At 38.9% G+C, this 21,317-nt stretch carries 22 protein-coding genes; 19 read left to right on the top strand and 3 right to left on the bottom strand.

What is annotated here, in order from left to right; all coding sequences use genetic code 11:
• Positions 1 to 17: 17 nt before the first annotated feature.
• Both GSF08_RS02135 and mnmG read left to right on the top strand, forming a co-directional pair.
• On the top strand, positions 18 to 281 hold the full coding sequence (locus tag GSF08_RS02135) for a hypothetical protein (protein ID WP_160624228.1): 264 nt from the start codon (positions 18 to 20) through the stop codon (positions 279 to 281).
• 67 nt (positions 282 to 348) lie between these two features.
• Entirely contained in the window at positions 349 to 2,211 is a 1,863-nt protein-coding gene (gene mnmG, locus GSF08_RS02140) for a tRNA uridine-5-carboxymethylaminomethyl(34) synthesis enzyme MnmG (protein ID WP_160624229.1), read from the top strand.
• 156 nt (positions 2,212 to 2,367) lie between these two features.
• On the opposite strand, the gene GSF08_RS02145 is transcribed toward mnmG, so the two are convergent.
• Together GSF08_RS02145 and GSF08_RS02150 are read right to left on the bottom strand one after the other, a co-directional pair.
• Positions 2,368 to 2,745, bottom strand: a complete 378-nt coding sequence (locus GSF08_RS02145) for a metal-dependent transcriptional regulator (RefSeq protein ID WP_160624230.1) — start codon at positions 2,743 to 2,745, stop codon at positions 2,368 to 2,370.
• A 20-nt stretch (positions 2,746 to 2,765) separates the two neighbouring features.
• Positions 2,766 to 3,137, bottom strand: coding sequence for an arsenate reductase family protein (locus GSF08_RS02150; protein WP_160624231.1), 372 nt, complete (start codon positions 3,135 to 3,137; stop codon positions 2,766 to 2,768).
• 135 nt (positions 3,138 to 3,272) lie between these two features.
• On the opposite strand from GSF08_RS02150, the gene GSF08_RS02155 reads away from it, so the two are divergent.
• Entirely contained in the window at positions 3,273 to 3,902 is a 630-nt protein-coding gene (locus GSF08_RS02155) for a cytidylate kinase-like family protein (RefSeq protein WP_160624232.1), read from the top strand.
• On the opposite strand, the gene GSF08_RS02160 is transcribed toward GSF08_RS02155, so the two are convergent.
• The gene (locus tag GSF08_RS02160) at positions 3,899 to 5,800 is read right to left on the bottom strand and encodes an Ig-like domain-containing protein (RefSeq protein WP_160624233.1); all 1,902 of its coding nucleotides are present in this window, start codon (positions 5,798 to 5,800) and stop codon (positions 3,899 to 3,901) included. The two genes, GSF08_RS02155 and GSF08_RS02160, sit on opposite strands and share 4 nt — an antisense overlap.
• Positions 5,801 to 6,072: 272 nt before the next feature.
• Between GSF08_RS02160 and GSF08_RS02165 the strand changes: the two genes are divergently transcribed.
• The 16 genes from GSF08_RS02165 (at position 6,073) to GSF08_RS02240 (ending at position 21,305) form a co-directional block, all read left to right on the top strand.
• The gene (locus tag GSF08_RS02165) at positions 6,073 to 6,642 is read left to right on the top strand and encodes a hypothetical protein (RefSeq protein WP_160624234.1); all 570 of its coding nucleotides are present in this window, start codon (positions 6,073 to 6,075) and stop codon (positions 6,640 to 6,642) included.
• Between the two features lie 82 nt (positions 6,643 to 6,724).
• Positions 6,725 to 8,167 (top strand): YfcC family protein, encoded by a 1,443-nt coding sequence (locus GSF08_RS02170; protein ID WP_160624235.1) that lies wholly within the window; start codon positions 6,725 to 6,727, stop codon positions 8,165 to 8,167.
• Entirely contained in the window at positions 8,154 to 9,254 is a 1,101-nt protein-coding gene (locus tag GSF08_RS02175; RefSeq protein ID WP_160624236.1) for a M14 family metallopeptidase, read from the top strand. The genes GSF08_RS02170 and GSF08_RS02175 overlap by 14 nt, the downstream gene beginning before the upstream one ends.
• Positions 9,255 to 9,523: 269 nt before the next feature.
• Complete coding sequence (locus GSF08_RS02180) at positions 9,524 to 10,930, top strand: family 4 glycosyl hydrolase (protein ID WP_160624237.1); 1,407 nt, start codon at positions 9,524 to 9,526, stop codon at positions 10,928 to 10,930.
• 13 nt (positions 10,931 to 10,943) lie between these two features.
• Positions 10,944 to 12,257: a PTS sugar transporter subunit IIC gene (locus GSF08_RS02185; RefSeq protein ID WP_160624238.1), complete on the top strand. Its 1,314-nt coding sequence runs from the start codon at positions 10,944 to 10,946 to the stop codon at positions 12,255 to 12,257.
• Positions 12,258 to 12,262: 5 nt separating this feature from the next.
• Complete coding sequence (locus tag GSF08_RS02190; protein ID WP_160624239.1) at positions 12,263 to 12,787, top strand: RDD family protein; 525 nt, start codon at positions 12,263 to 12,265, stop codon at positions 12,785 to 12,787.
• A gap of 7 nt (positions 12,788 to 12,794) precedes the next feature.
• Positions 12,795 to 13,508: a MurR/RpiR family transcriptional regulator gene (locus tag GSF08_RS02195; protein WP_160624240.1), complete on the top strand. Its 714-nt coding sequence runs from the start codon at positions 12,795 to 12,797 to the stop codon at positions 13,506 to 13,508.
• Between the two features lie 4 nt (positions 13,509 to 13,512).
• Entirely contained in the window at positions 13,513 to 13,812 is a 300-nt protein-coding gene (locus GSF08_RS02200; RefSeq protein WP_160624241.1) for a PTS sugar transporter subunit IIB, read from the top strand.
• A complete protein-coding gene (locus GSF08_RS02205; protein ID WP_160624242.1) occupies positions 13,812 to 14,111 on the top strand; it encodes a PTS sugar transporter subunit IIA in 300 nt (99 codons plus the stop codon). Before GSF08_RS02200 ends, GSF08_RS02205 begins: the two co-directional genes overlap by 1 nt.
• Before the next feature lie 609 nt (positions 14,112 to 14,720).
• Positions 14,721 to 15,419 carry a YveK family protein gene (locus GSF08_RS02210; RefSeq protein ID WP_160624243.1) on the top strand — a complete coding sequence of 233 codons (699 nt, stop codon included), beginning with the start codon at positions 14,721 to 14,723 and terminating at the stop codon, positions 15,417 to 15,419.
• A gap of 9 nt (positions 15,420 to 15,428) precedes the next feature.
• Entirely contained in the window at positions 15,429 to 16,223 is a 795-nt protein-coding gene (locus GSF08_RS02215) for a tyrosine-protein phosphatase (protein WP_160624244.1), read from the top strand.
• Positions 16,216 to 16,965 carry a CpsD/CapB family tyrosine-protein kinase gene (locus tag GSF08_RS02220; protein WP_249805810.1) on the top strand — a complete coding sequence of 250 codons (750 nt, stop codon included), beginning with the start codon at positions 16,216 to 16,218 and terminating at the stop codon, positions 16,963 to 16,965. Before GSF08_RS02215 ends, GSF08_RS02220 begins: the two co-directional genes overlap by 8 nt.
• Before the next feature lie 28 nt (positions 16,966 to 16,993).
• The gene (locus tag GSF08_RS02225) at positions 16,994 to 18,880 is read left to right on the top strand and encodes a polysaccharide biosynthesis protein (protein ID WP_160624245.1); all 1,887 of its coding nucleotides are present in this window, start codon (positions 16,994 to 16,996) and stop codon (positions 18,878 to 18,880) included.
• Positions 18,877 to 19,383, top strand: a complete 507-nt coding sequence (gene loaP, locus GSF08_RS02230; protein WP_249805812.1) for an antiterminator LoaP — start codon at positions 18,877 to 18,879, stop codon at positions 19,381 to 19,383. The genes GSF08_RS02225 and loaP overlap by 4 nt, the downstream gene beginning before the upstream one ends.
• Before the next feature lie 133 nt (positions 19,384 to 19,516).
• Positions 19,517 to 20,725 (top strand): DegT/DnrJ/EryC1/StrS family aminotransferase, encoded by a 1,209-nt coding sequence (locus GSF08_RS02235; RefSeq protein WP_160624247.1) that lies wholly within the window; start codon positions 19,517 to 19,519, stop codon positions 20,723 to 20,725.
• Complete coding sequence (locus GSF08_RS02240) at positions 20,718 to 21,305, top strand: sugar transferase (protein WP_160624248.1); 588 nt, start codon at positions 20,718 to 20,720, stop codon at positions 21,303 to 21,305. The genes GSF08_RS02235 and GSF08_RS02240 overlap by 8 nt, the downstream gene beginning before the upstream one ends.
• Positions 21,306 to 21,317: the final 12 nt, after the last annotated feature.

A 21,317-nucleotide genomic window follows, 5' to 3' on the forward strand; every position in this document is an offset into this window, starting at 1 on the left:
ATTGCTGGAGGTGTGTTATGCGTTGCATGCGAAAATATCAGATAAAGTCTCATCCCTGGCTATGCCGACTGTTGACCCTGGCGGCACTGATAATGCTTGGGCTTACCTGCTATTCGGGATATCAGAAAGCCTACAAAGATATGATATATTTGGGAATCCTCACCGGCATGCTGTTTCTTTCCGCTTGGATTTGTCATCATCGTAATACGGAAGCTTATAGATTGCAGGATATTCATCTCTATGATTTGTCAATGGAACTGCGCCGGCAGAAATCAAAATAAATACTGAAAAAGGGTACATCCCTTTTCTTTTTGTATTATAATACACGTATTGAATAGGAGAATTACAATGAGAGATGTTATAGTTATCGGCGGCGGTCATGCTGGAGTAGAAGCAGCATTGGCTTGCGCTCGATTAGGAAAAGATACCGTGTTATATACAATGCATATTGATATGATAGCGACTATGCCCTGCAATCCCAGTGTCGGAGGCCCGGCGAAAGGAATTGTTGTACGTGAAATTGATGCTTTGGGGGGCGAAATGGGAAAAGCTGCAGATGCGACAGCACTGCAGTTTAAGATGCTGAACACGACAAAGGGCCCTGGGGTGCAAAGCCTGCGGGTACAGTCGGACAAACTGGCATATGCACGCTACATGCAGGAGGTGCTCCTGCGACAGGAACATCTGGAAGTAAAAGAGATGATGATTGAACAGGTGATTTGTGATAAAGGAAAAGTGTGCGGGGTCAAGCTTGCTGACGGATTGGTGGAGCGAAGCAAAATTGTCATTATGACGACCGGAACGTTTATGACCAGTAAGGTAATGGTAGGTCATGATTTTGTATACAGCGGTCCCGATCAGGAACCGACTACAGTGAATCTGTCACAATCGCTGCGTGATGCCGGACTCAAAACCTTTCGGTTAAAGACAGGTACACCGGCGCGGGTGTATACAGACTCTATCGATTTTTCTAAAACTACGGTGCAGCCTGGTACTGATGCATTTGTGTGTTTCTCATATGAAACAAAGAAGATCAAGCCGTTTGCTGAGCAGGTTCTCTGTTATTTAACCTACACGACTCCCAAAACCCATAAAATTATCCGTGAAAATTTGGAGCGTTCCGCGATGTACTCCGGATTGGTAGAGGGCGTTGGTCCTCGCTATTGTCCTTCCATTGAGGATAAACTTGTACGATTTGCTGATAAGGAGCGTCACCAGATTTTTCTGGAACCGGAAAGCAAGGAACTGGATACAACATATATTCAAGGGTTTTCCACATCCATGCCGCACGATATACAGGATCAGATGCTGCACAGTCTGCCGGGACTGGAAAACTGCCGCATCAAAAAATATGCATATGCGATCGAGTATGATGCGATCGATCCGCTGCAGTGCAAGCCTTCCCTGGAAAATAAACGGATTGAAAATCTATTTACCGCGGGACAGATCAACGGTACCAGCGGATATGAGGAAGCCGCAGCCCAGGGGCTGATCGCAGGCATAAATGCAGTGCATAAGCTGAATCATGAAGAACCGCTGGTGCTGCGCCGAGATGAAGCGTATATTGGGGTTATGATCGACGATCTGGTTACCAAAGGGACGAATGAACCATACCGCCTGCTTACTTCCCGAGCGGAATATCGACTGCTGCTGCGCCATGATAACGCAGATGTGCGTTTGACTCAGTACGGATATGAAATCGGATTAATTTCTGATGCACGCTATCAGACCTATTGTGATAAGCAGCGAGCGGTTGCACAGGACATGGAACGATTAAAACAGGTGAAATTCTCCATTCATTCCGATGTGAATGAGTATATGCAGAAAATCGGATATCCGCCACTGAGTGAAGGTATGAGTGCTGCTGATCTGCTTCGCCGTCCCCATGTTACAGCGATGGGGCTAAGTCCTTATTTACCATTTGAAATGGATGAAGATACTGTTAAGCAGCTGGAGATTGAACTGAAATATGAGGGCTATATCAAAAAAGCACGGCGTGATGCCCAGCATCTTCGTCAGCTAGAAAATGTGAAGCTTCCGGATGATTTGGATTATCAGGAGGTCATCCATTTATCATTAGAGGCTCGTCAGAAGCTGTCACAAATTCAGCCGCTTACTATGGGTCAGGCTTCCCGTATATCCGGGGTCAACCCAGCAGATATCGCAGTACTTTCTATTTATCTGGAACAGCGCAAAAATCATCGGAGCTAAAGAATGCATTGTATGCATTCTTTTTTTGAAATTATGGATGCAGCTAGGTTAAAAACAATATGAATCTGAATAATCAGAGAATCATTTGGAAAGTATAAAAAGAAATCAGGATTCAGGATAAGGAATGAGAACAAAAAAGCTGTAAAAAAATCACGATTACTCGTGATTTTGATAAGAATGATAAAAATTGCTGAGTTTTATAAAGGTTTCCTCACTTAATACATGTTCTATTTTACAGGCATCTTCCTCTGCCTGTGAAGCTTCTACTTTCAAAACCTCCAACAAAAACCCCCGCAGCGTGCGATGTCGGTTCAGTATATTTTCCGCCAGTGCTCTGCCATTTTCCGTAAGATGGATGTCACCATAGTTTTCCTGGGAAATAAAACCATATTCTTTCAGAACATTCATAGCTTTATTTACCGAAGGCTTTGATACATTCATTTTTTTGGCAACATCAACTGAACGGATTTTACCGTTTTCCTCCAGCATCAGCAAGCATTCCAGATAATCTTCCCGTGATTGTCCTAGTTCCATAGCTTCACCCCTTTTTATTATTATACAAAATCTTGACCGGAAAAGAAAGCATCGTATTTTTCAGCTGAATATCCGTTGATCATTCTATTTCCCTGAATCAGTATCGGTCTTTTGATCAGCATACCATTGCTCGACAGCAGCTGCAGCATTTCTTCTTCCCTCATTAAGTCCAGCTTCTCTTTCAGATTCAGCTGTTTATATACATTTCCGGATGTATTGAATAATTTACGAATGGGAAAGTCATTTTGAGATATCCAGTTTCGCAGCTCATCAGCAGTAGGTACTGCTTCAGTGATGTGGCGAAATTCATAATCAATAGCATGCGCTTTCAGATATTTTTCCGCATTGCGGCAGGTACTGCACTTCGGATACGCAATAAATATGGTTTTCATAACTTCACCTCATGTATAGTGTAGCTGAAAAACAGAAAAAAAGATAATCGTATGCATGAGAAAATTTTTAAATGGCATGAAGGATCTTTGAAAACGTAGTATAATATAGGTAACAAAGGTAAGGAGGAATGTCTTATGAAAAAGACGTTGATTACCATCAGCAGACAGTTTGGCAGCGGCGGTCGTGAAATCGGACAGAAACTAGCGAAGGAATTGAATATACCGTTTTATGATAAGGAGCTGCTGGAATTGGCCGCAAAAGAAAGCGGCATTGATAAGGAGCTGTTTGAAACCGAGGGCGAAAGTACCAGCCGCGGATTTCATCTGTTGGCCGCAATGGGCTATACGCTGGGTTCACCAATCACTTCTATTAATGAAATGTCGCTGAACGATCGTATGTTCTTAGTACAGTCTGAGGTTATTGAGTCAATAGCTATGCAGGGTTCAGCCGTTATTGTCGGGCGTTGCGCAGATTATGTTTTAAAGGATCATCCGGAATGCATTAATGTGTTTATTCACGCTAACATGCGTTCCCGTATCGAGCGGGCAAGAACTTCTTATGAGGTTGATGGCGATAATCTTGAAAAGGAAATTGAGAAAATCGATAAACGCCGTGCGAATTACTATAATTACTATACGGATAAGAAATGGGGCAAGGTTGAGAACTATCATGTTTCCTTAGATTCCAGCCGCTTTGGTGTTGATGAATGTGTAACCGTTATTAAACAGCTGGTGGAAGCGCAAAATAAAAAATTCGGTAATTAACCGAATTTTTTTATCGAACGATAACTGATAACACATAAAATTGATGTTATGGCGGACAAAATCATCACTGATGTCCATGAAATTGGATCAGTAGAATCATATGTGTTGGCTGAAGCTTTTGGGGAATCGGTATAAACGATCGCATAGGTTGAGAAACGATCCGTTTCAAATGTTAATGTGTCAGAAGACTGACTGGTCGGAAGAACATCTGCTTTTCCGTCATGGTACCGAATAATATAATAGGTTCGATTTGGCTTTATTAACTTCTTCGGAATTGAAATTGATATTTTGATCGGAGCCGGCAGCTCATGGATCGATCCTAATGGTTGTTCATCAGCCTCGATGTTTAAAGATATATCCAGATATTCGCCAAAGATGATAGTTTGGTTTTTCTGATTGAGCTTTTCTGCTGCTTTTGTAATTGATTTTTTTATATCTGAATTGATTGTATTTGCTTTAAGCGGCTTAGCAGCAGGTAATACGGTAATTTTTTTACCAGCGGTAATGGCATTTTGTAAATTGGTTTTCGTAGCGGGATCCAAGCTGGAATTTGGATCGTTTATAGCCTGATCCAGAAATTGATAAATGATGTTTTTAGAAGCTTGATCTTTGATATTTGAAGATACAGAACCTGATGTCGTTTCCTGACCTGGTACATCTAATTGATAGACTTGAATTTGACATTGAGCCTGCGCGGAAGCAGCCACAGCCTTGATGACAGCAGATCCTTTTTTATGAGCTGTTATAGTACCGTTTTGATCGACGGATACAATGGAAGGATCACTGGAAGTCCAAGAAATAGTTTCAATCGTATCTGCCGGATCAATTACTGGAGAAAGGCTTCGTTTTGTATGAACGGAAACAGAAAGGGTTTCTGGCATCGTTATGGATGAAAGCTTTTTACCCACGGTAAACAAACCGTCGGCTTCTTTCATGATAGCATTATCGGCTAAATAGGCAGATATATCAGAATTGAATGTACCACCAAGAATATATGGATTTTTACCTGTGATCGGGGCATATTGAACAGCTCCCTGATCCCCGTAAAAGGAACCTCCATAAATTTCAGTTGTCGCTTCTGCGTTGACTCCACCGTCACCATCGGTATTATCGTTGCCTACACTGACTGCATATTTAGGACTATAGAAATATCCGCCGTAGATTTCCCCGTGGGCTACATTGTATTCCCCGGCAACATAGAGTGCGTAAAAAGATTTCGGATTATCTTTTTCGGTCGCAAAGTAACCATCTTTAATTATGATATTTCCGGTGGCATTGGCTACTGCTCCCTGAACACCGGTTACTTTGGCATTATTGATGGTCATTGAGGCAGTTGGCAAATCCTTATTGGCTATACAGTAAGCAAAGAAAGTAGCACCGCTTGCAGTTTTATCTGTGTTTGATGATGAAGAGTGAAAGGTGCCCTGATTGATGATGGCTTTTCCTTTATTATAGACAGCATAGCTGCGTGCTTCAACGGAAGCATCGTCGATCTGAAGATAGCTGTCTGCATTTGCGTTCAAGAAGACCGCCCCGCCCACTGTTTTTGTTTCATAAGAACCCCCGGCTATATATAAGCTGGCATTGTTGCGGATCAAAATAGTATTGTCAGTTAGAATTTTTCCGGTTGCTTTACGATCTTGAATTGTTAATGATCCTTGATTGATTATGGATTTTTCCTGCAGCTGTATCGTATGACCGTTCAAATCCAATATGACTGCATCGGAAGCGGAAATTTCGAGATTTTTGTCAGCTGTGATATCAGCCGTGAGGCGATATGATCCAGAACCGTTTATTTGCTGAAGGGATGTGATGTCTGCTGCTGATTTTGCTTCGGTGCGGGAAAGGAAGCAAAAGCACAAACTTAGTGAAAGAAATACGGATAAAAATTTTTTCATAAATGATCCTCCATTCTCGTCATTTTGTTTGAAATTGTCTACTTAAGGAAATATCAATTTATGATTGGGTAAAGTGTTTTTATGCTATAATATGGGTGTCTGAATTTGATTATTTGTCTACCTTTTATACTATTTATAAAGGTAGACATTTGTGAACAAATAGTATTTCTGTTTTTAAAGCGAATGGAAGTATATGCGATAATTTCACACAATAGTTCGATAAATTATGCCGATGTAAGTGCTATAATGCAAATAGAGAGCGGAGGTATTTCATGGAAAAGAAATGGAAGCTCGTGCACGCACAGAATCGCGGCCTCATCGTGAATGAAAACGGGAAAACAATTGGTTATTTCCCGGGTTCCGGCATTCGCATCTTAGAATCAGATGGTTATGCTTTTAAGGATATGAATGATAATGGAATCATCGATGCTTTTGAAGATTGGAGACTGCCATTGTGTGTGCGGGCAAAAGATTTTGCTTTACAGTTTCATTTGACTCAGCATGGAGAATCTTTGTTTGTAGATGGAAAAGAAATTAATTTCCCGCAAGAGTTTAATTTGGAACAGTTATATATGATGATCTGTGATCAGCATGTGTTGGAAGAATATCCATATTCCATGGATCATCTGAGTGAAGCTGAAAAACAGTATATAAATGATAATTACCTATTTATTCTGTTTATTCTTATGATTGATGACAGTCATGGAAATGATAATGACTACATGATTCAATTCTTCATGCAGAGTACACATGAAGGAATAACTGCCCATATTAGTTATTCTATCGGAAAAGCTTTAAAAGAATTTATGGTTGGGTTATTAAAGGCACAGCCGGCAATGTAGAGATAAAAGGCGATGGATTTCGCCTTTTTTGTTGAATCCTCAAAGGAATGGGACTACACTTTAGGAAAAGGGGGCTTATTCTATGGAACAGCAGGATTCACGATCCAGTGTAAAGATTAGTACAAAATCATTTCTTAGCTCATTGGCTATCTTGGTTATTTTGGTCTTGATCGCTGGAGCCATGACCCAGATCATTCCTCAGGGAATGTTTGATCGAGTCATAAAAGATGGCCGAGAAGTAATTGTATCCGGCAGCTATCATGTGATTCATGAGGCTAAGTATCCTTTATGGCATCTGATAACAGCACCTGTGGAAGTTCTTTTCAGTGAGGATGGACTGATGATTTCCATGATTATTCTGTTTATCTGTGCGATTGGCGGCTCGTTTGCGATATTACAAAAGAGCGGTGTGCTGACCAGCACAATTGCCTTAATTGTGGAAAAAGTAAAAAATCACAAGTATCGGATCATTCCTTTGGTTATTTTGTTTTTTATGATTCTTGGAGGGGTATTAGGAGTTTTTGAAGAGGCAATTCCGCTAGTGCCGATCATTGTAACGCTATCCTATTCACTTGGCTGGGATGCTATGGTGGGGCTTGGCATATCCCTGCTTGCTACAGCGTTTGGATTTTCCGCTGCGATGACAAATCCTTTCTCCATTGGGGTTGCCCAAAGCATTGCCGGACTGCCGGCCTTCAGTGGTCTTTTATATCGGTTATTGATCTTTGCGGTTGTCTATCTGATTCTAACCTCTTATATTCTTCATTATGCGAAAAAGATAGATAAAGACCCGAGCAAATCACTGCTTTACAATAGCGGAAGCAATCATGGTTCACAGTTGTTGGATATGGAAGATAATGAACAGCTGAAGAAAGCTCGCTATTTTCTGCTTGCTTCCTTTACAGTAATCTTCATTGTTATGCTTTCGGCATCTTTTGTTTCGGTTATTTCTGATCTTTCACTGCCCTTGGTAGGTTTATTATTCTTTTTAGCAGGAATCGGATGCGGGAAGATTGCCGGCCTGCGCTTTAAGGAGGTGCTGAAAGCATTCGCCGGTGGAATTGCCGGGATTGCTCCGGGTATCATTCTGATTTTATTGGCAATGTCAGTAAAATTCATTATTTCTGAGGGTGGAATCATGGACACGATTCTCTATTCAGCCTCCTCACTGATCTCTTCATCGAATATTTACGCTGCGGGTATTTTTATTTTCTTCCTGGTATTGGCGCTGAATTTCTTTATTGGATCAGCTACCGCAAAAGCGTTCCTGGTAATGCCAATCATCACCCCGTTGGCGGATTTGGTGGGAATTACCCGTCAGACATCGGTACTTGCGTTCTGCTTTGGAGATGGTTTCTCAAACGTGATTTTCCCGACCAATCCGGTACTTTTGATTGCTCTTGGTCTGACAATGGTCAGTTACGGAAAGTGGTTTCGCTTCACCTATAAGCTGCAGCTGATGCTGTTTGCGGTTTCTGTGATATTTATCATGCTGGCGACAGGTTTTGCGTATGGACCTTTCTAACTTTAAAAGCGGTTTTGCTTCCGATTATGAAACAAGCCGGACAATGTTTCGTGAAGCATGCGGAAAACAATATGGTAAAGTAAAGGCATTGCCGATCATTGATGACTGTACGATTGATCTATTTTGCCGTGAGGGAACAGACAAAAAGAAACTGCTGTTTATTACCAGCGGTCAGCACGGCATAGAGGGCTATGTAGGAGCAGGTCTGATTCAATGCTTTATCAAAGAGTATTTACCTAATCTGGATGCATCGATCGGAATCGTATTGATCCATGGTATGAATTCCTGGGGCATGAAGCACTATCGGAAAACCAATGAGCACAATGTCGATCTGAACCGCAACTTCATGGTAGATTTCACAAAAGCAGCTGCGGATGCGAATCCTTTCTATTTGAAAGCTGCGAAACTGTTTCAGCCTGCCCGCGGTTACCGGCATGCATTTCTGGAAACGATTCGTTTTGTTGGATCGACCGTGTCTTTACTAATGAAAATGGGAATGGGTAATATCGAAAAGGCGATGACGCTTGGACAGTTTGTATGTGATAAGGGACTGTATTACGGCGGCCATGAAGATGAACCGGCAACCGCAATCATGAAAGCTTTGTATCAGGAATATTTCACCAAGTATGAAGAAGTAATTCTGTTGGATATGCATACTGGATACGGACCGGCGAATCACATGAGTATTGTGAATTCGCGTTTTGAAAAACAGAGCTCAAAGGAAATGAAAGAAAATTTTCAATATCCTGATGTAGTGAAAAGTGACGCACAGGAATTTTATGAAATTTATGGAGATGAAATTGATTATTTGTACCAGACATTTCCTGATAAGAAAATGTATGCAGCCACCTTTGAATTCGGAACTCTGGGCAATGATATCATGGGATATATTCGCACGCTGAAAGCCATTGTGAATGAAAATCAGGCATATTTTTATGGAACGGGCAATGAGCGGCAGAAACAGTCGATCAAAGAAGCTTATCAAAAACTATATCAGCCGATGGACGATGCGTTTTATCAGGCAATCTATCCGCAGTTTGTAAAAGCTATGGACGGTATTCTGAAATATTATCAATATATAAAATGATGTTTCATTTTCTTGATGAAATAATCGTTAAGGAACCTTGAAATTTGGATGACCAAACGGAATGGTTCCTTTTATTTTGGTTTGACAGGTTATTTCAGCTGTTTTATCTGCTGATTATTTCCTTCGATTGATGTAACAGGTTACTAAAAAAGACACAAAATTCTAAAACAGGTTAACTTATTTACATTTGAGCTTTTCTTTTTATAATTTGTTTATAAGCTGTTTAATTACTTCGCGAAGTGTATTTATGCTGCTTAAAAGGAGAGCCTATGAAAAAATATTCAGTTGTCATCTGTGGCGGGGGAAGCACATATACCCCGGACATGATGGAATTACTTTGTATGATGCAAAAAGACTTCCCATTGAAAAAAGTGGTGCTGTTTGACAATGATGAAGAACGGCAGAAGATCGTCGGGGAGTATGGAAGAATTATGTTTCAGGAATACTATCCGGAACTTGAATATTCGTATACTCTGGATAAAGAAGAAGCGTTTCAGGATATAGATTTTGCCTTTGTCCAAATTCGCGCAGGCGGTATGGATCAGCGCAATAACGATGAAAAGGTACCGTATCGGTACAACTGCATCGGTCAGGAAACCTGCGGACCGGGAGGGCTGGCATACGGGGTCAGAAGCGTCGTGCAAATGATTGATATGATTAAGGATATTCGCACCTATTCCAAGGATGCATGGATCATCAATTACTCTAATCCGGCTGCGATTGTGGCTGAGGCCACGAAGCGCTTGTTTCCGCATGATAAGAAATTGGTGAATATCTGTGATATGCCAACATCGGTACTGGATGCTTATCTGCCCTTGATTCATGTAAAACGCTCACAGATATATCCGAAATTCTTCGGTTTGAATCACTTTGGATGGTTTACCGGTCTTTACGATAAAAAGAGCGGACATGATTATCTGCCTGAGCTGCTTGCTTATGTAAAAGAGCATTATGATGAGGTTCATGAACAATTTACCGCAAAAATCAAAGGGAAAGATGACCATTGGGGAATTACCTTCCTGCACCATCTGGAAATGCTTCATGATTTCCCGTATGCATTGCCGAATACCTACAACCTGTATTATCTTTATCCAGATAAATGTCTAAAACATTATGATATCCGGCATACTCGGTATGATGAGGTCATTCAGGGCCGGGAAACGATGGTATTTGCATATTGTAAAGAAATCGCGGCGCTGGGTAAAATGAAGGGTACGAAATACGATATCAGCGCGAAAATTAATCCGGACTATAAAGTAGACAATCCGCAGGCAGCTTCGACTGTTTATGCGGACAACGATGTGCACGCGGCATATTTAGTAGAGTTGGTGCTTTCAATCATCAACAATGCGAATGAAATCGGTTTGGTAATGGTTAAGAATGACGGTATTTGTCCAAATCTGGATGCCGGAATGATGCTGGAGGTAGCTTGCCGTATTGGTAAGGAGGAAATTGTTCCGCTGCATTACGGTCCGGTTCCGCAGTTTGAAAAGGGGCTGCTGGAGAATCAGTATGCGTGTGAAAAACTGCTGGTTGATGCCATTTTGGATAAGGATGACTTCAAGCTGCTGCAGGCGTTTACTGAAAACCGTATTGTCCGCGATGCTGATTTGGCAAAGCAACTGATTGCTGATTTTAAAGAAGTGAACGGTGATTTTTGGCCGCAATTTCAATAAATAGGAGGATATTATGGAAAAACTAACTGGATGGCTAGAAGAGAAAGTTTATCCGCTCGCAGCTTTTTTCGAACAAAACAAATATTTATCATCCATCCAATATGGAATCATGCTGACTATTCCATTGCTGTTGGTAGGTGCGTTTGCCTGTATTATCAGCGATTTTCCATGGGATGGTTATCAAAATTTCATGATTTCAATTTTTGGAGAACAAGCTTGGGGGGAATGGAACTGGAGTGTATTGAATCCGGCAACGTTCGGTTTGATTGCGTTGGTGACAATGATCGGTACATCCTACGAGCTGTCACGCAAAAATAAAGTATCACCGCTGCCCGGCATTGTTATGTCGCTGATGGGATATTTTATTCTGGTGCATGTCAATTCTGATTCCATGATTTCAATGAATGAATTTGGTGCTTCTTCCTTATTCTTATCGATCATCGTGGCGATTTTATCCGTTGAAATTTATACGCTGTGTCTGAAAAAGAATTTTGTTATCAAGATGCCGGACAGCATCCCATCGTTTGTTGTGGATCAATTCACTGCCTTGGTTCCGGCAGTTATTTGCGGTGTTATCTTTCTTGCAGCCCGCTATGTGATACAGATTACTCCGTATACAACTGCTTACAATATGATTTACGGCTTGCTTCAAGCCCCGCTTACAACGATCGGCACAACCTTTGCCGGTACAATGGTTGTTACATTTCTGAATTCCTTTCTGTGGTTCTTTGGATTACATGGAACCAACGTAGTATCATCAGTAATGACCCCGTTATGGTATGCCGCGCGTGATGCGAATCTGTTGGTCTATCAGGCGGATCCAATGGCGCTCAGACCATATATTGTTACCAACGATTTCTCAAATATGATTATCTTTTTAGGCGGCACCGGATTGACATTGCCGCTGGCATTTGAAATGATCTTTATGTGTAAATCAGATCGGGTGCGTACGATTGGCAAGGGCGGCTTGATTCCGGGAATCTTCAATGTCAATGAACCGATTATCTTCGGCCTGCCGCTGGTTATGAATCCGGTCATGGTCATACCGTTTATTTTGGTTCCGATGGTCTGTACGGCAGTTGCCTTTTTCTCAATGGCATGGGGATTGGTACCGTTGCCAACCGGTGTAGCAGTGCCGTGGACAATGCCGTTCTTCTTTGGCGGCTGGCTGATGTGCAATGATATTCGCGGCGGTATCCTACAGCTGGTGATTTTGGTGATCGCAGCCGTTATTTACTACCCATTTATTAAAACGCTGGATAAGCAGTATATCAAAGAAGAGAAAGCAAAACAGGAAATGCTTGAAGATACGAAAGAAGGATCATAAAAGCTATGAAAATTCGTAGAGCAATCGCATATTTTATCGACTGGTATCTCATCACTTTTTTGATGAATCTGCTGTTGGTCGCAGCCGACTATATGCAGACCGGGGAAATGACAACCAATGTCATGCCAATCACTCGTTTTCAGGCTGGTGAACAAGTGCTCCTGCTGATCATTTTGTTCTTTCTCCAAATTTTATACTTTTGTGTTATTCCGAAGTATTTATTGAAAGGACAGACACTAGGCAAGAAGCTGACAAAAATTAAAGTTGTCAATAAGGATGGAAGCGAGGTTTCCTTCTTGAATTTATGGAAGCGGGACATTTTAGGAATGATCGTGATCGAAGGATGCTTTATGCCCTTAAGCAATTATATACGCAATGTGCTGATGCTGGTGATCGGCAGATCGTTTACTCAATATTTCATCTATTTCTCATTCGCTGCCGGTTTTGTTTCGATTGCCTTTCTGCTGTTTGATCGTAAGGGCAGAATGCTTCATGATTTTATAGGCTCGACAAAAGTCGTTGTGGTATAATGAATCCATGAATAGGAATGATCTGGCCCGACAAAATAACTTAACTGATAATGAAGTAGCAGTTCTGGAAGCCATTCTTCAGCGGATGGATAAGGGTGTTTATAAAATACCGATCCGTGAAATTGCCAAAGCAGCGTTCGTATCCACGACCAGTGTAGTACGCCTTGCCAAGAAAATGGGATATGACGGATACAGTGAAATGCTTTATGAGCTGAAGCTTCAATGCACTTCCGCTGTGGAATATCACGTATCGGATATGACTCTATCGGTTTTGACAACGGAAAATTCGCTTTCGATTGTCGATGAACTGATTCATGATCTGGTTTCTTCAGCGTTTCATCGGGTTCATGTGATGGGAATTGGGTATTCCGATTATGCGGCAGCGTATTTTCGCGACAAGCTGCTGGAGATGGATTATTTCTGTACTACAAAAAGTCCGCTGGACTTCGAATGCGATCTGCCTTCACTGGTAATTTTTATCAGCGAGAGCGGAGAAACGAGTGACCTGATTGCGATCGAGGAGCGGCTGAAACTGAAAAATTATAAAATGTATGCGTTGTCTTCGAATGAAAATAGTACCATATGTAAAAAAACAAAACGAAATATCATTATCAAAAAAGGCCGGAAGACCAAAAATAAATTCCCCAATTATTTTATCGGGAACAGTATGAATTTGATTGAAAGCATCTTAGCGATTTTACAGGCTAACCGAAGGAGGTAAAGATATGATAAAAGTGCTGCTAATATGTTCGCAGGGAGCGTCCACGGCAATTATGTGTGATCGAATAAGGGCAGCGGCTCAGGAAGCTGATGTCGATATGGAAGTACGGGCAGTCGCTTTGGCGGTTGCGGACGATTATATGCAGGATGCTGATGTGATTTTGATCGGACCGCAGATTCGCTATATGCAGACTAAATTACAAAAGGAAGTACCGAATAAGCCATTGGCTGACATCGATATGTATACATATGGAACCATGAATGGTAAAGCGGTGTTTGAACAAATCATGGAGCTTGTAAAGTAATGGATATGCGGGAATACGAAGCGGTCTGTTTTCAGATTATATCGTTTGCGGGGACTGCAAAGAGCTGTTTTCTGGAGGCGATCGAATGCGCAAAGCAAAAGCAGGATTATGAAAATCTGCTGAAGGAAGGGAATCAAGCTTTTCAGGAAGCATCCAAGGCGCATCATCGGGCATTGTCGATGGAAGCGAATCGGGAGCTGCCGGTGGGTTTGCTGTTGGTTCATGCGGAAACGATCCTGTGCAGCGCGGAAACGATTCGCGATTTAAGTGTTACAATTATTGAATTAATAAATCAATGATTTTATAAAATGAAATATTTAAAAAAACTATCTGCATGAGCTGGCGGATAGTTTTTTTGTTGTTTAACCATTATTGTTTTTTAGGGGGTTGAAGATAAATGAATCAATTCAATGTAAGATATACAAGTTTTACTGAAATGACGATTTATTATATATAGGATATTTCAATTTTCCTTTAATAAACCAAAATAAGGAATTAAATAAAAAAACACATAATTTATTACAGCTAATGAAGAAAAAATCACTGAATTGAGTGAATTAAACTGCATTTTAAAGAACTTATCAATGGGTATTATTGAGTTGTTTAAAATTGTGTAGAAATGTGTACATTTATATATATTAACAATCTGTAATAAAAAATGTGTTTATACTAAAAATACCGCTTTAATTATACACGTTTATCTCTCTTATTGTCAAAAAAATCCTTGTTTTTTTAATTGTATAATAGTACACTATTTGAGACAAAAGATTTACGTTTGTATGTCTGCTATGAGCATTTGTATTGAAATTGATCATAAGACAAACACTTATGTCTGAGAAAATGTCACAGAAATGTAGGGTTCAATATTTCTATATATTAACGTACTTACGAATAATTAAGGAGGGCCCATGGAAGAAACAAATAATGAACAGATTGAGATAAATTTGATTGATGTTTATAAAGCATTGAAAAAAAATTGGAAATTTATTGCAATTATGATTGTACTTTTTGCTGTAGTATTCTTTTTAATTTCCAATTTCTTTTTGGCAAAAAAATATGCAAGTGAATCGACGCTGCTTTTAACACCAAAAGTGACTGAGGGAAGTGCTGATTATTCTTCTGTTACTGTAAACAATTCTTTGGCAGATAACTATGTGATACTGCTGAAGGGCAGTAATGTTCGTAATCGTGTGGTAGATCGTCTGAAAGGAACAAATCATGAAGTAACAGCAGCGGAATTATCTAAGGGATTAAGCGCGGTTCGTGAGGGTACATCGATGATTATTAAGGTTAGTGCTACTGCTGATTCTGCAGAAAAAGCAAAAGCGATCGTGCAAACGACAGTGAATGTCTTTACATCTGATTTGAAAGATATTTTGAATTTGGACAATGTTATTGTTAGTGATGAAGCTAACTTAAATAAGTCTCCTGTATCACCAAATGTTAAAACGAATTCTTTGATTGGCGCGTTTCTTGGCGGTGTACTATCCTGTGGTTTTATCGCTATCAAATCCATGCTTGATAAGCGGTTGAAAAATAAACAGGATGCAGAATCTTACTTAGGCATACCTGTATTGGTAGAAATTCCTTATTTTGAATCAAATTAACGGTGAAATATGAGGGAATATACAGATATACATAATCATATTGCATGGGATATCGATGATGGCATACCTAATAAGGATGATGCAATAGCATGCCTTCAGCAGGCGTATGCAGACGGCATAAGAAATATTATATTTACTCCTCATATTATTCCTGGGCATCAATCAGATGATGAATTAACGCAGCTTGATGGTCGTGTACAAGAAGCAATCCAGCTAGCTAAGGAATACCAAATCAATGGTTATGCTGGCGGAGAAGTTTTCATAAATAGTTCCTACGATGTAATGATTGATAACGGCTGGCATCGAAATATGAATGGTACATCTTATATGCTGGTTGAGTTTGATACGAGAATACAATTGCCTGACGAGTTACAAGTAGAAGATCGCCTTTATGAAATTGGGATTAAAGGATATACGCCGATCATCGCTCATGCGGAACGTTATTTCCCTCATGGAGTTGATATGAATAGAATTTATGAGTGGATTGATAATGGTTATTTTATACAGATAAATCGTTCAAGTTTAGTTGGCGGTCATGGAAAAATAAACGAGAAAAATGCATGGACAATTATTGAGAATGGTGCTGCACATATTGTTGCAAGCGATGTGCATAGAAAAAAAGGAAATCGTATTATTAAGCTTTCAGATGCTTATGAATTGATAAAAAATAGATGTGGAGAAGCAGCAGCAGAATTATTGTGTTGTGTGAATCCGTCTAGGGTTATTGAAGGTACACCGCTTTCTTCAATTTCGGTACGGAAACGATCCTTATTGAAGAAAATATTTGGAGGGAAAAATGATTAAGAAAAAAAATAATGAACGTAAAATGATACATGATTTAGATCATAAGAAAAAAACGGGGAAAAAGCAGCAAAAGCAGTTTGATTATTCGGAAATTTATCGACAGCTGCGTACGAATTTAGAATTTGCTTCTTTGGATAAAGATGAGCTTCAGGTCATAAACTTGACCAGCACGAATCCGGCAGAGGGAAAATCTTCTGTATCTGCAAATTTAGCTCTTATTTATGCAGCTAAATATCCAAAAACACTGATTATTGATTGTGATTTAAGAAAACCTGTTATTCATAAGATTTTTCGGATTTCAAATAAAACTGGTTTATCAAATTTGTTGAAAGATGGTGTTGATGTGGCATCAATTGATATCAACTCATCTCCTTATTTTGAACGATTTAAAGATAAAGAGGATGATGGTAAGCTGTATGTTTTATCAGCTGGTAGCAAAGTGTATAACCCGTTAGAATTATTAGCCTCTGAAAAATTCTCAAATTTGATTGCTGAACTGCGAAAAAAATTCAATATGATCATCATGGATTGTCCGCCTGTTTCGGCAGTGAGCGATTCCATCTATGTATCGCATGTCAGTGATGGCACCATATTTGTTGTTTCTTCAAAGGATACAGATAAAATTCAGGCAAAAACGGCGGTCACACAATTGAAACGCAACGGTGTTAATTTGTTAGGAGCCGTTTTGACAAAAGTGCAAGATTCAAATACGTTGAATTATTACAATTATTATTCAGATTAAGGATGAAGTTAAAGAAAGCAGGGATTAGATGTTTGATCGTATTTTAGGGAATTCAATTTATCGAAAATATCGAGAAATGCTGTTATGTATTTTAGATTTGACGGTTGTGGCAGCGTCCTTTACTGTGGCAGTCTTATCAAAAGCCGAATTCGGTCTACTTCGCAATAAAGATGTTATCCTGCTTGATATGATTCGTATTTTACCTATAGTGCTGTTGGTCTATCTCTTGTTTTTTCTAGTATTTAAAATTCAAAATTCATTATGGAAATATGTTGGCATCAAAGAGGTATTAAGAATTTGTGCATCGAGTGCATGTGCAACAATAGTTCTATTGATTGCTTGTTTGTTCGGTGGTCATCCAGGACATGATATCGGTATTTACTTCACTGGAAGTTTATTGACGATCGTTATCATGCTGCTGATCAGATCCAGCTATCGTCTGCAAAGAAGGAAATCTGCTGATGATAAGAAAAAGCAGAATAAGCGTGCTATCATTGTGGGTGCTGGTGACGGCGGTTATCTTCTTATGAAAGAATTGGAGCAAAACAGTCAATTTGAAGGGCAGCTGGTCGGATTTATCGATGATTATAAAGTTGGAAAAATTGTGTCAGGTTTACCTGTATTAGGTAAAATAAATAATATACCAGAAATTGTGGAGAGTAAAAAAATAAGTGTAATTTACATTGCGATGCCTAGTGCTGGAAGAGAGAGAATTCGAAAAATTTGTGAAATTGCTCAGATGACAAATGCAGAAACAAAAATATTACGTTCTGAAGTACTTTCTAAAATATCAGAAAAACTACCTATTGCTGATGTATCAATAGAAGATTTACTAGGGCGAGGTGAAGTAAAACTTAACAAAGAAGAACTGAGATCTTACTTAGAAGGAAAGAAAGTTTTGGTTACAGGTGCAGCTGGCTCAATTGGTTCTGAATTGTGTCGCCAAATTGTTAAATTTAAACCCAAAATAATATACATGGTTGATATCAACGAGAATAATTTATATATGCTGGAGCAAGAATTTAATCGTGATATCGTTCATGGAAAGATGGATGAAACAATACAAATATATTCCTACATAGCAAACATCCGAGAATATTCTACAATTCTGAAGCTGTTTCAAATGTGTAGGCCTGATGTGGTTTATCATGCGGCGGCACATAAGCATGTTCCTCTAATGGAAACAAGACCGGAAGAAGCAGTCAAAAATAATGTATTCGGAACTAATAATGTGATCAATGCTTGTATCAAATGCGAAATTCCTAGATTCATTATGATCAGTACTGATAAAGCTGTAAATCCTACAAATATTATGGGAGCAACCAAAAGAATGACGGAATTGATTTTACAATCCCATCAGGATAACGGAGTCACTAAACTTGCGGCTGTCCGTTTCGGGAATGTATTAGGAAGTGCTGGATCGGTAATACCAATTTTTAAAAAGCAAATTGCCGAAGGAGGTCCAGTGACATTAACAAGCAGAGAAATAGTTCGCTATTTTATGACCATTCCTGAAGCTGCGCAATTAGTCTTGCAAGCTGGCTATTATGCAAATAAAGGAGAAATATTTGTTTTAGATATGGGAGAGCCGGTGAAGATATTGGATTTGGCCGAGAATTTGATTAAGCTCTCCGGATACCGACCATATAAAGATATCGACATCAAGGAAATAGGATTAAGGCCTGGAGAAAAGATGTTTGAAGAATTAAAATTGGATTGTGAAAATGTCAAAAAGACTGATAATGATCTTATCTTCGTAAATGATCGGATGTCAATAAGCCATAGTTTTATAAATAACGCTTTAGAGAAAATGGATGTGGCGTTAAGAAGTGATTTAGAAAATACTGAATGGAAAAAGCTGCTTTTGCAAGTGATTCATGACGAGCGTATTAATAATGGTTCTTATATAATATGAACTGGTACGTGATTTTTGTAAGATCCAGTAAAGCGAATTATTTGGTAAACTTGCTGAACAGTGAAAGCATGATTGCATTTATACCTCTCATGGAAAAGGTACATAAAAAGGATGGAAGGTATTATATGATCAAGACTCCTATATATCCAAATTACATTTTTATCAAAACGGATTTAGATCATACTGCATTTGATTTATGGTTATACCAGTTCTGTCAAAATCATAACGGTATAGTAAAACAACTAAAAAATGATAAAGAAGGAACAAGTGCTTTATATCCCGAAGAGGCTGCCTTTCTTGAACAGCTTATGGATGAGAATTATACAGTAAGGCAATCATCGGGTATGATTGAAGGCAGTCGAATAGTAATTATTGATGGTCCGTTATGCGGGATGGAAAGCAGGATCGAGAAAATAGATCGGCATAAGAGGATTGCGTATTTGAAAAATGAATTACTTGGAAAATCAATTAAAATTAGTTTAGAAATACTGAAAAAGATATGATTCTGAAATAATAGTTGCTTAGGCACTTTATGGATGATTCAAGGATATAGTTCATTACCTGTAGAGGCTCTTTGGGTAAGGGGAGCTATATCCTTTTTTGTTATTATATGATTCATAATTTAGGAGGATCAGAATGAAGAAAAAAAATATACCTTTCGCACCACCAGATGTGGGGGATGCTGAAATTGAGGAAGTTGTACAAGCATTAAGATCTGGTTGGATTACAACTGGTCCAAAAGTAAAAGCTTTTGAAAATGAAATTGCGAAATACTGTCATGCTCAAAGGGCTGTGTGTCTTAACAGCGCAACCGCTTGTATGGAGCTGACATTGCGGTTATTTGGTATAGGACCGGGTGATGAAGTTATAACTACTGCCTATACTTATACAGCTACATGTAGTGTAATATGTCATGTAGGCGCTAAACCTGTCCTGATTGATGTAAAGCAAAATTCATATGAAATGGATTATGAGCAACTGTCTGAAAAAATAACAAATAAAACCAAAGCTATTATTCCAGTTGACCTTGCAGGCATTATGTGCAATTATGATCAAATTTATAAAGTTATTGAAGCCAACAAATATAAATTTTGCCCTTCCAATAAATTTCAAGAAGCGCTTGGTAGAATTTTAGTCCTTGCGGATGCTGCTCATGCATTTGGTTCTTCTAGAAAAGGTAATGTATGTGGTGAAGTGGCGGATTTCACATCTTTTAGTTTTCATGCTGTAAAAAATCTTACAACAGCAGAAGGCGGAGCTGTTGTATGGAAGGATATTCCCGGAATAGATAATGAATATATTTATAAACAATATCAGTTGTATTCGTTACACGGTCAAACAAAGGATGCTTTAAATAAAACGAGTTTAGGTTCTTGGGAATATGATATTTTATTTCCGGCCTATAAATGTAATATGACTGATATTACAGCTGGTATCGGACTAGCCCAATTGAAAAGATATTCAAATTTATTGCTAAGAAGAAAAGAAATTATTGATATGTATAATAAATCATTTATAAATTTGCATGTGCAGCTTTTGAATCACTATGATGAAGAGCATGAATCAAGTGGTCATTTATATATGATTCGAGTTAATGATATAGGGGTTGAGCAGAGGAATGCGCTGATTATCCAAATGGCGGAAAAAGGTATAGCATGTAATGTACATTATAAACCCCTTCCTATGCTGACAGCTTATAAGTCATTGGGGTTTGATATTAAGGATTTTCCTAATGCATATAGGCAGTATGAAAATGAAATTACATTACCATTAAGAAGTAATTTAACAAATGATGAAGTAACTTATATTATCAAGTGTTTTACAGGAGTGTTGAAAGATGTATAAACTAATAATTAAGCGGGTTTTCGATATTTTATTTAGCTTGCTTTTTTTACCTTTTGTTGTATTAGAAATTTTAATAATTGGTGCTTTCATAAAAGTTGAGGATGGAGGGCCTATAATTTACAAAGCTGAACGAATTGGGAAAAGAGGCAGTTTATTTACAATGTATAAGCTTAGAAGTATGAAAGTGAATTCGCCAGATATTCGTCTGGATGATGGCTCTACTTACAATGCCGATGATGACGATCGAGTAACTAAAGTTGGCAAATTCATACGAAAAACAAGTTTGGATGAGTTTCCCCAATTTATAAATGTTTTAAAAGGGGATATGAGCGTTATAGGTCCTAGACCGGATCCACCAGATTGGTTAGATAAATATCCTAAAGAATATTTAGAATTTTTAGAAGTTAAACCAGGTATAACCGGATATAATCAAGCTTATTTCAGAAATTCAGTTGATGGTGCTACTAAAATGAGAAATGATCTGTACTATGCAAAAAAAATATCATTTATTCTTGATTTAAAAATTATACTAAAAACGATTGTAACTATCATGTTTTCAAAAAATGTAAATCATGAATAAGTAAAAATGTAA

Origin of the sequence: Copranaerobaculum intestinale, from assembly GCF_009831105.1 — a bacterium.
Taxonomy (GTDB): domain Bacteria; phylum Bacillota_I; class Bacilli_A; order Erysipelotrichales; family Erysipelotrichaceae; genus Copranaerobaculum; species Copranaerobaculum intestinale.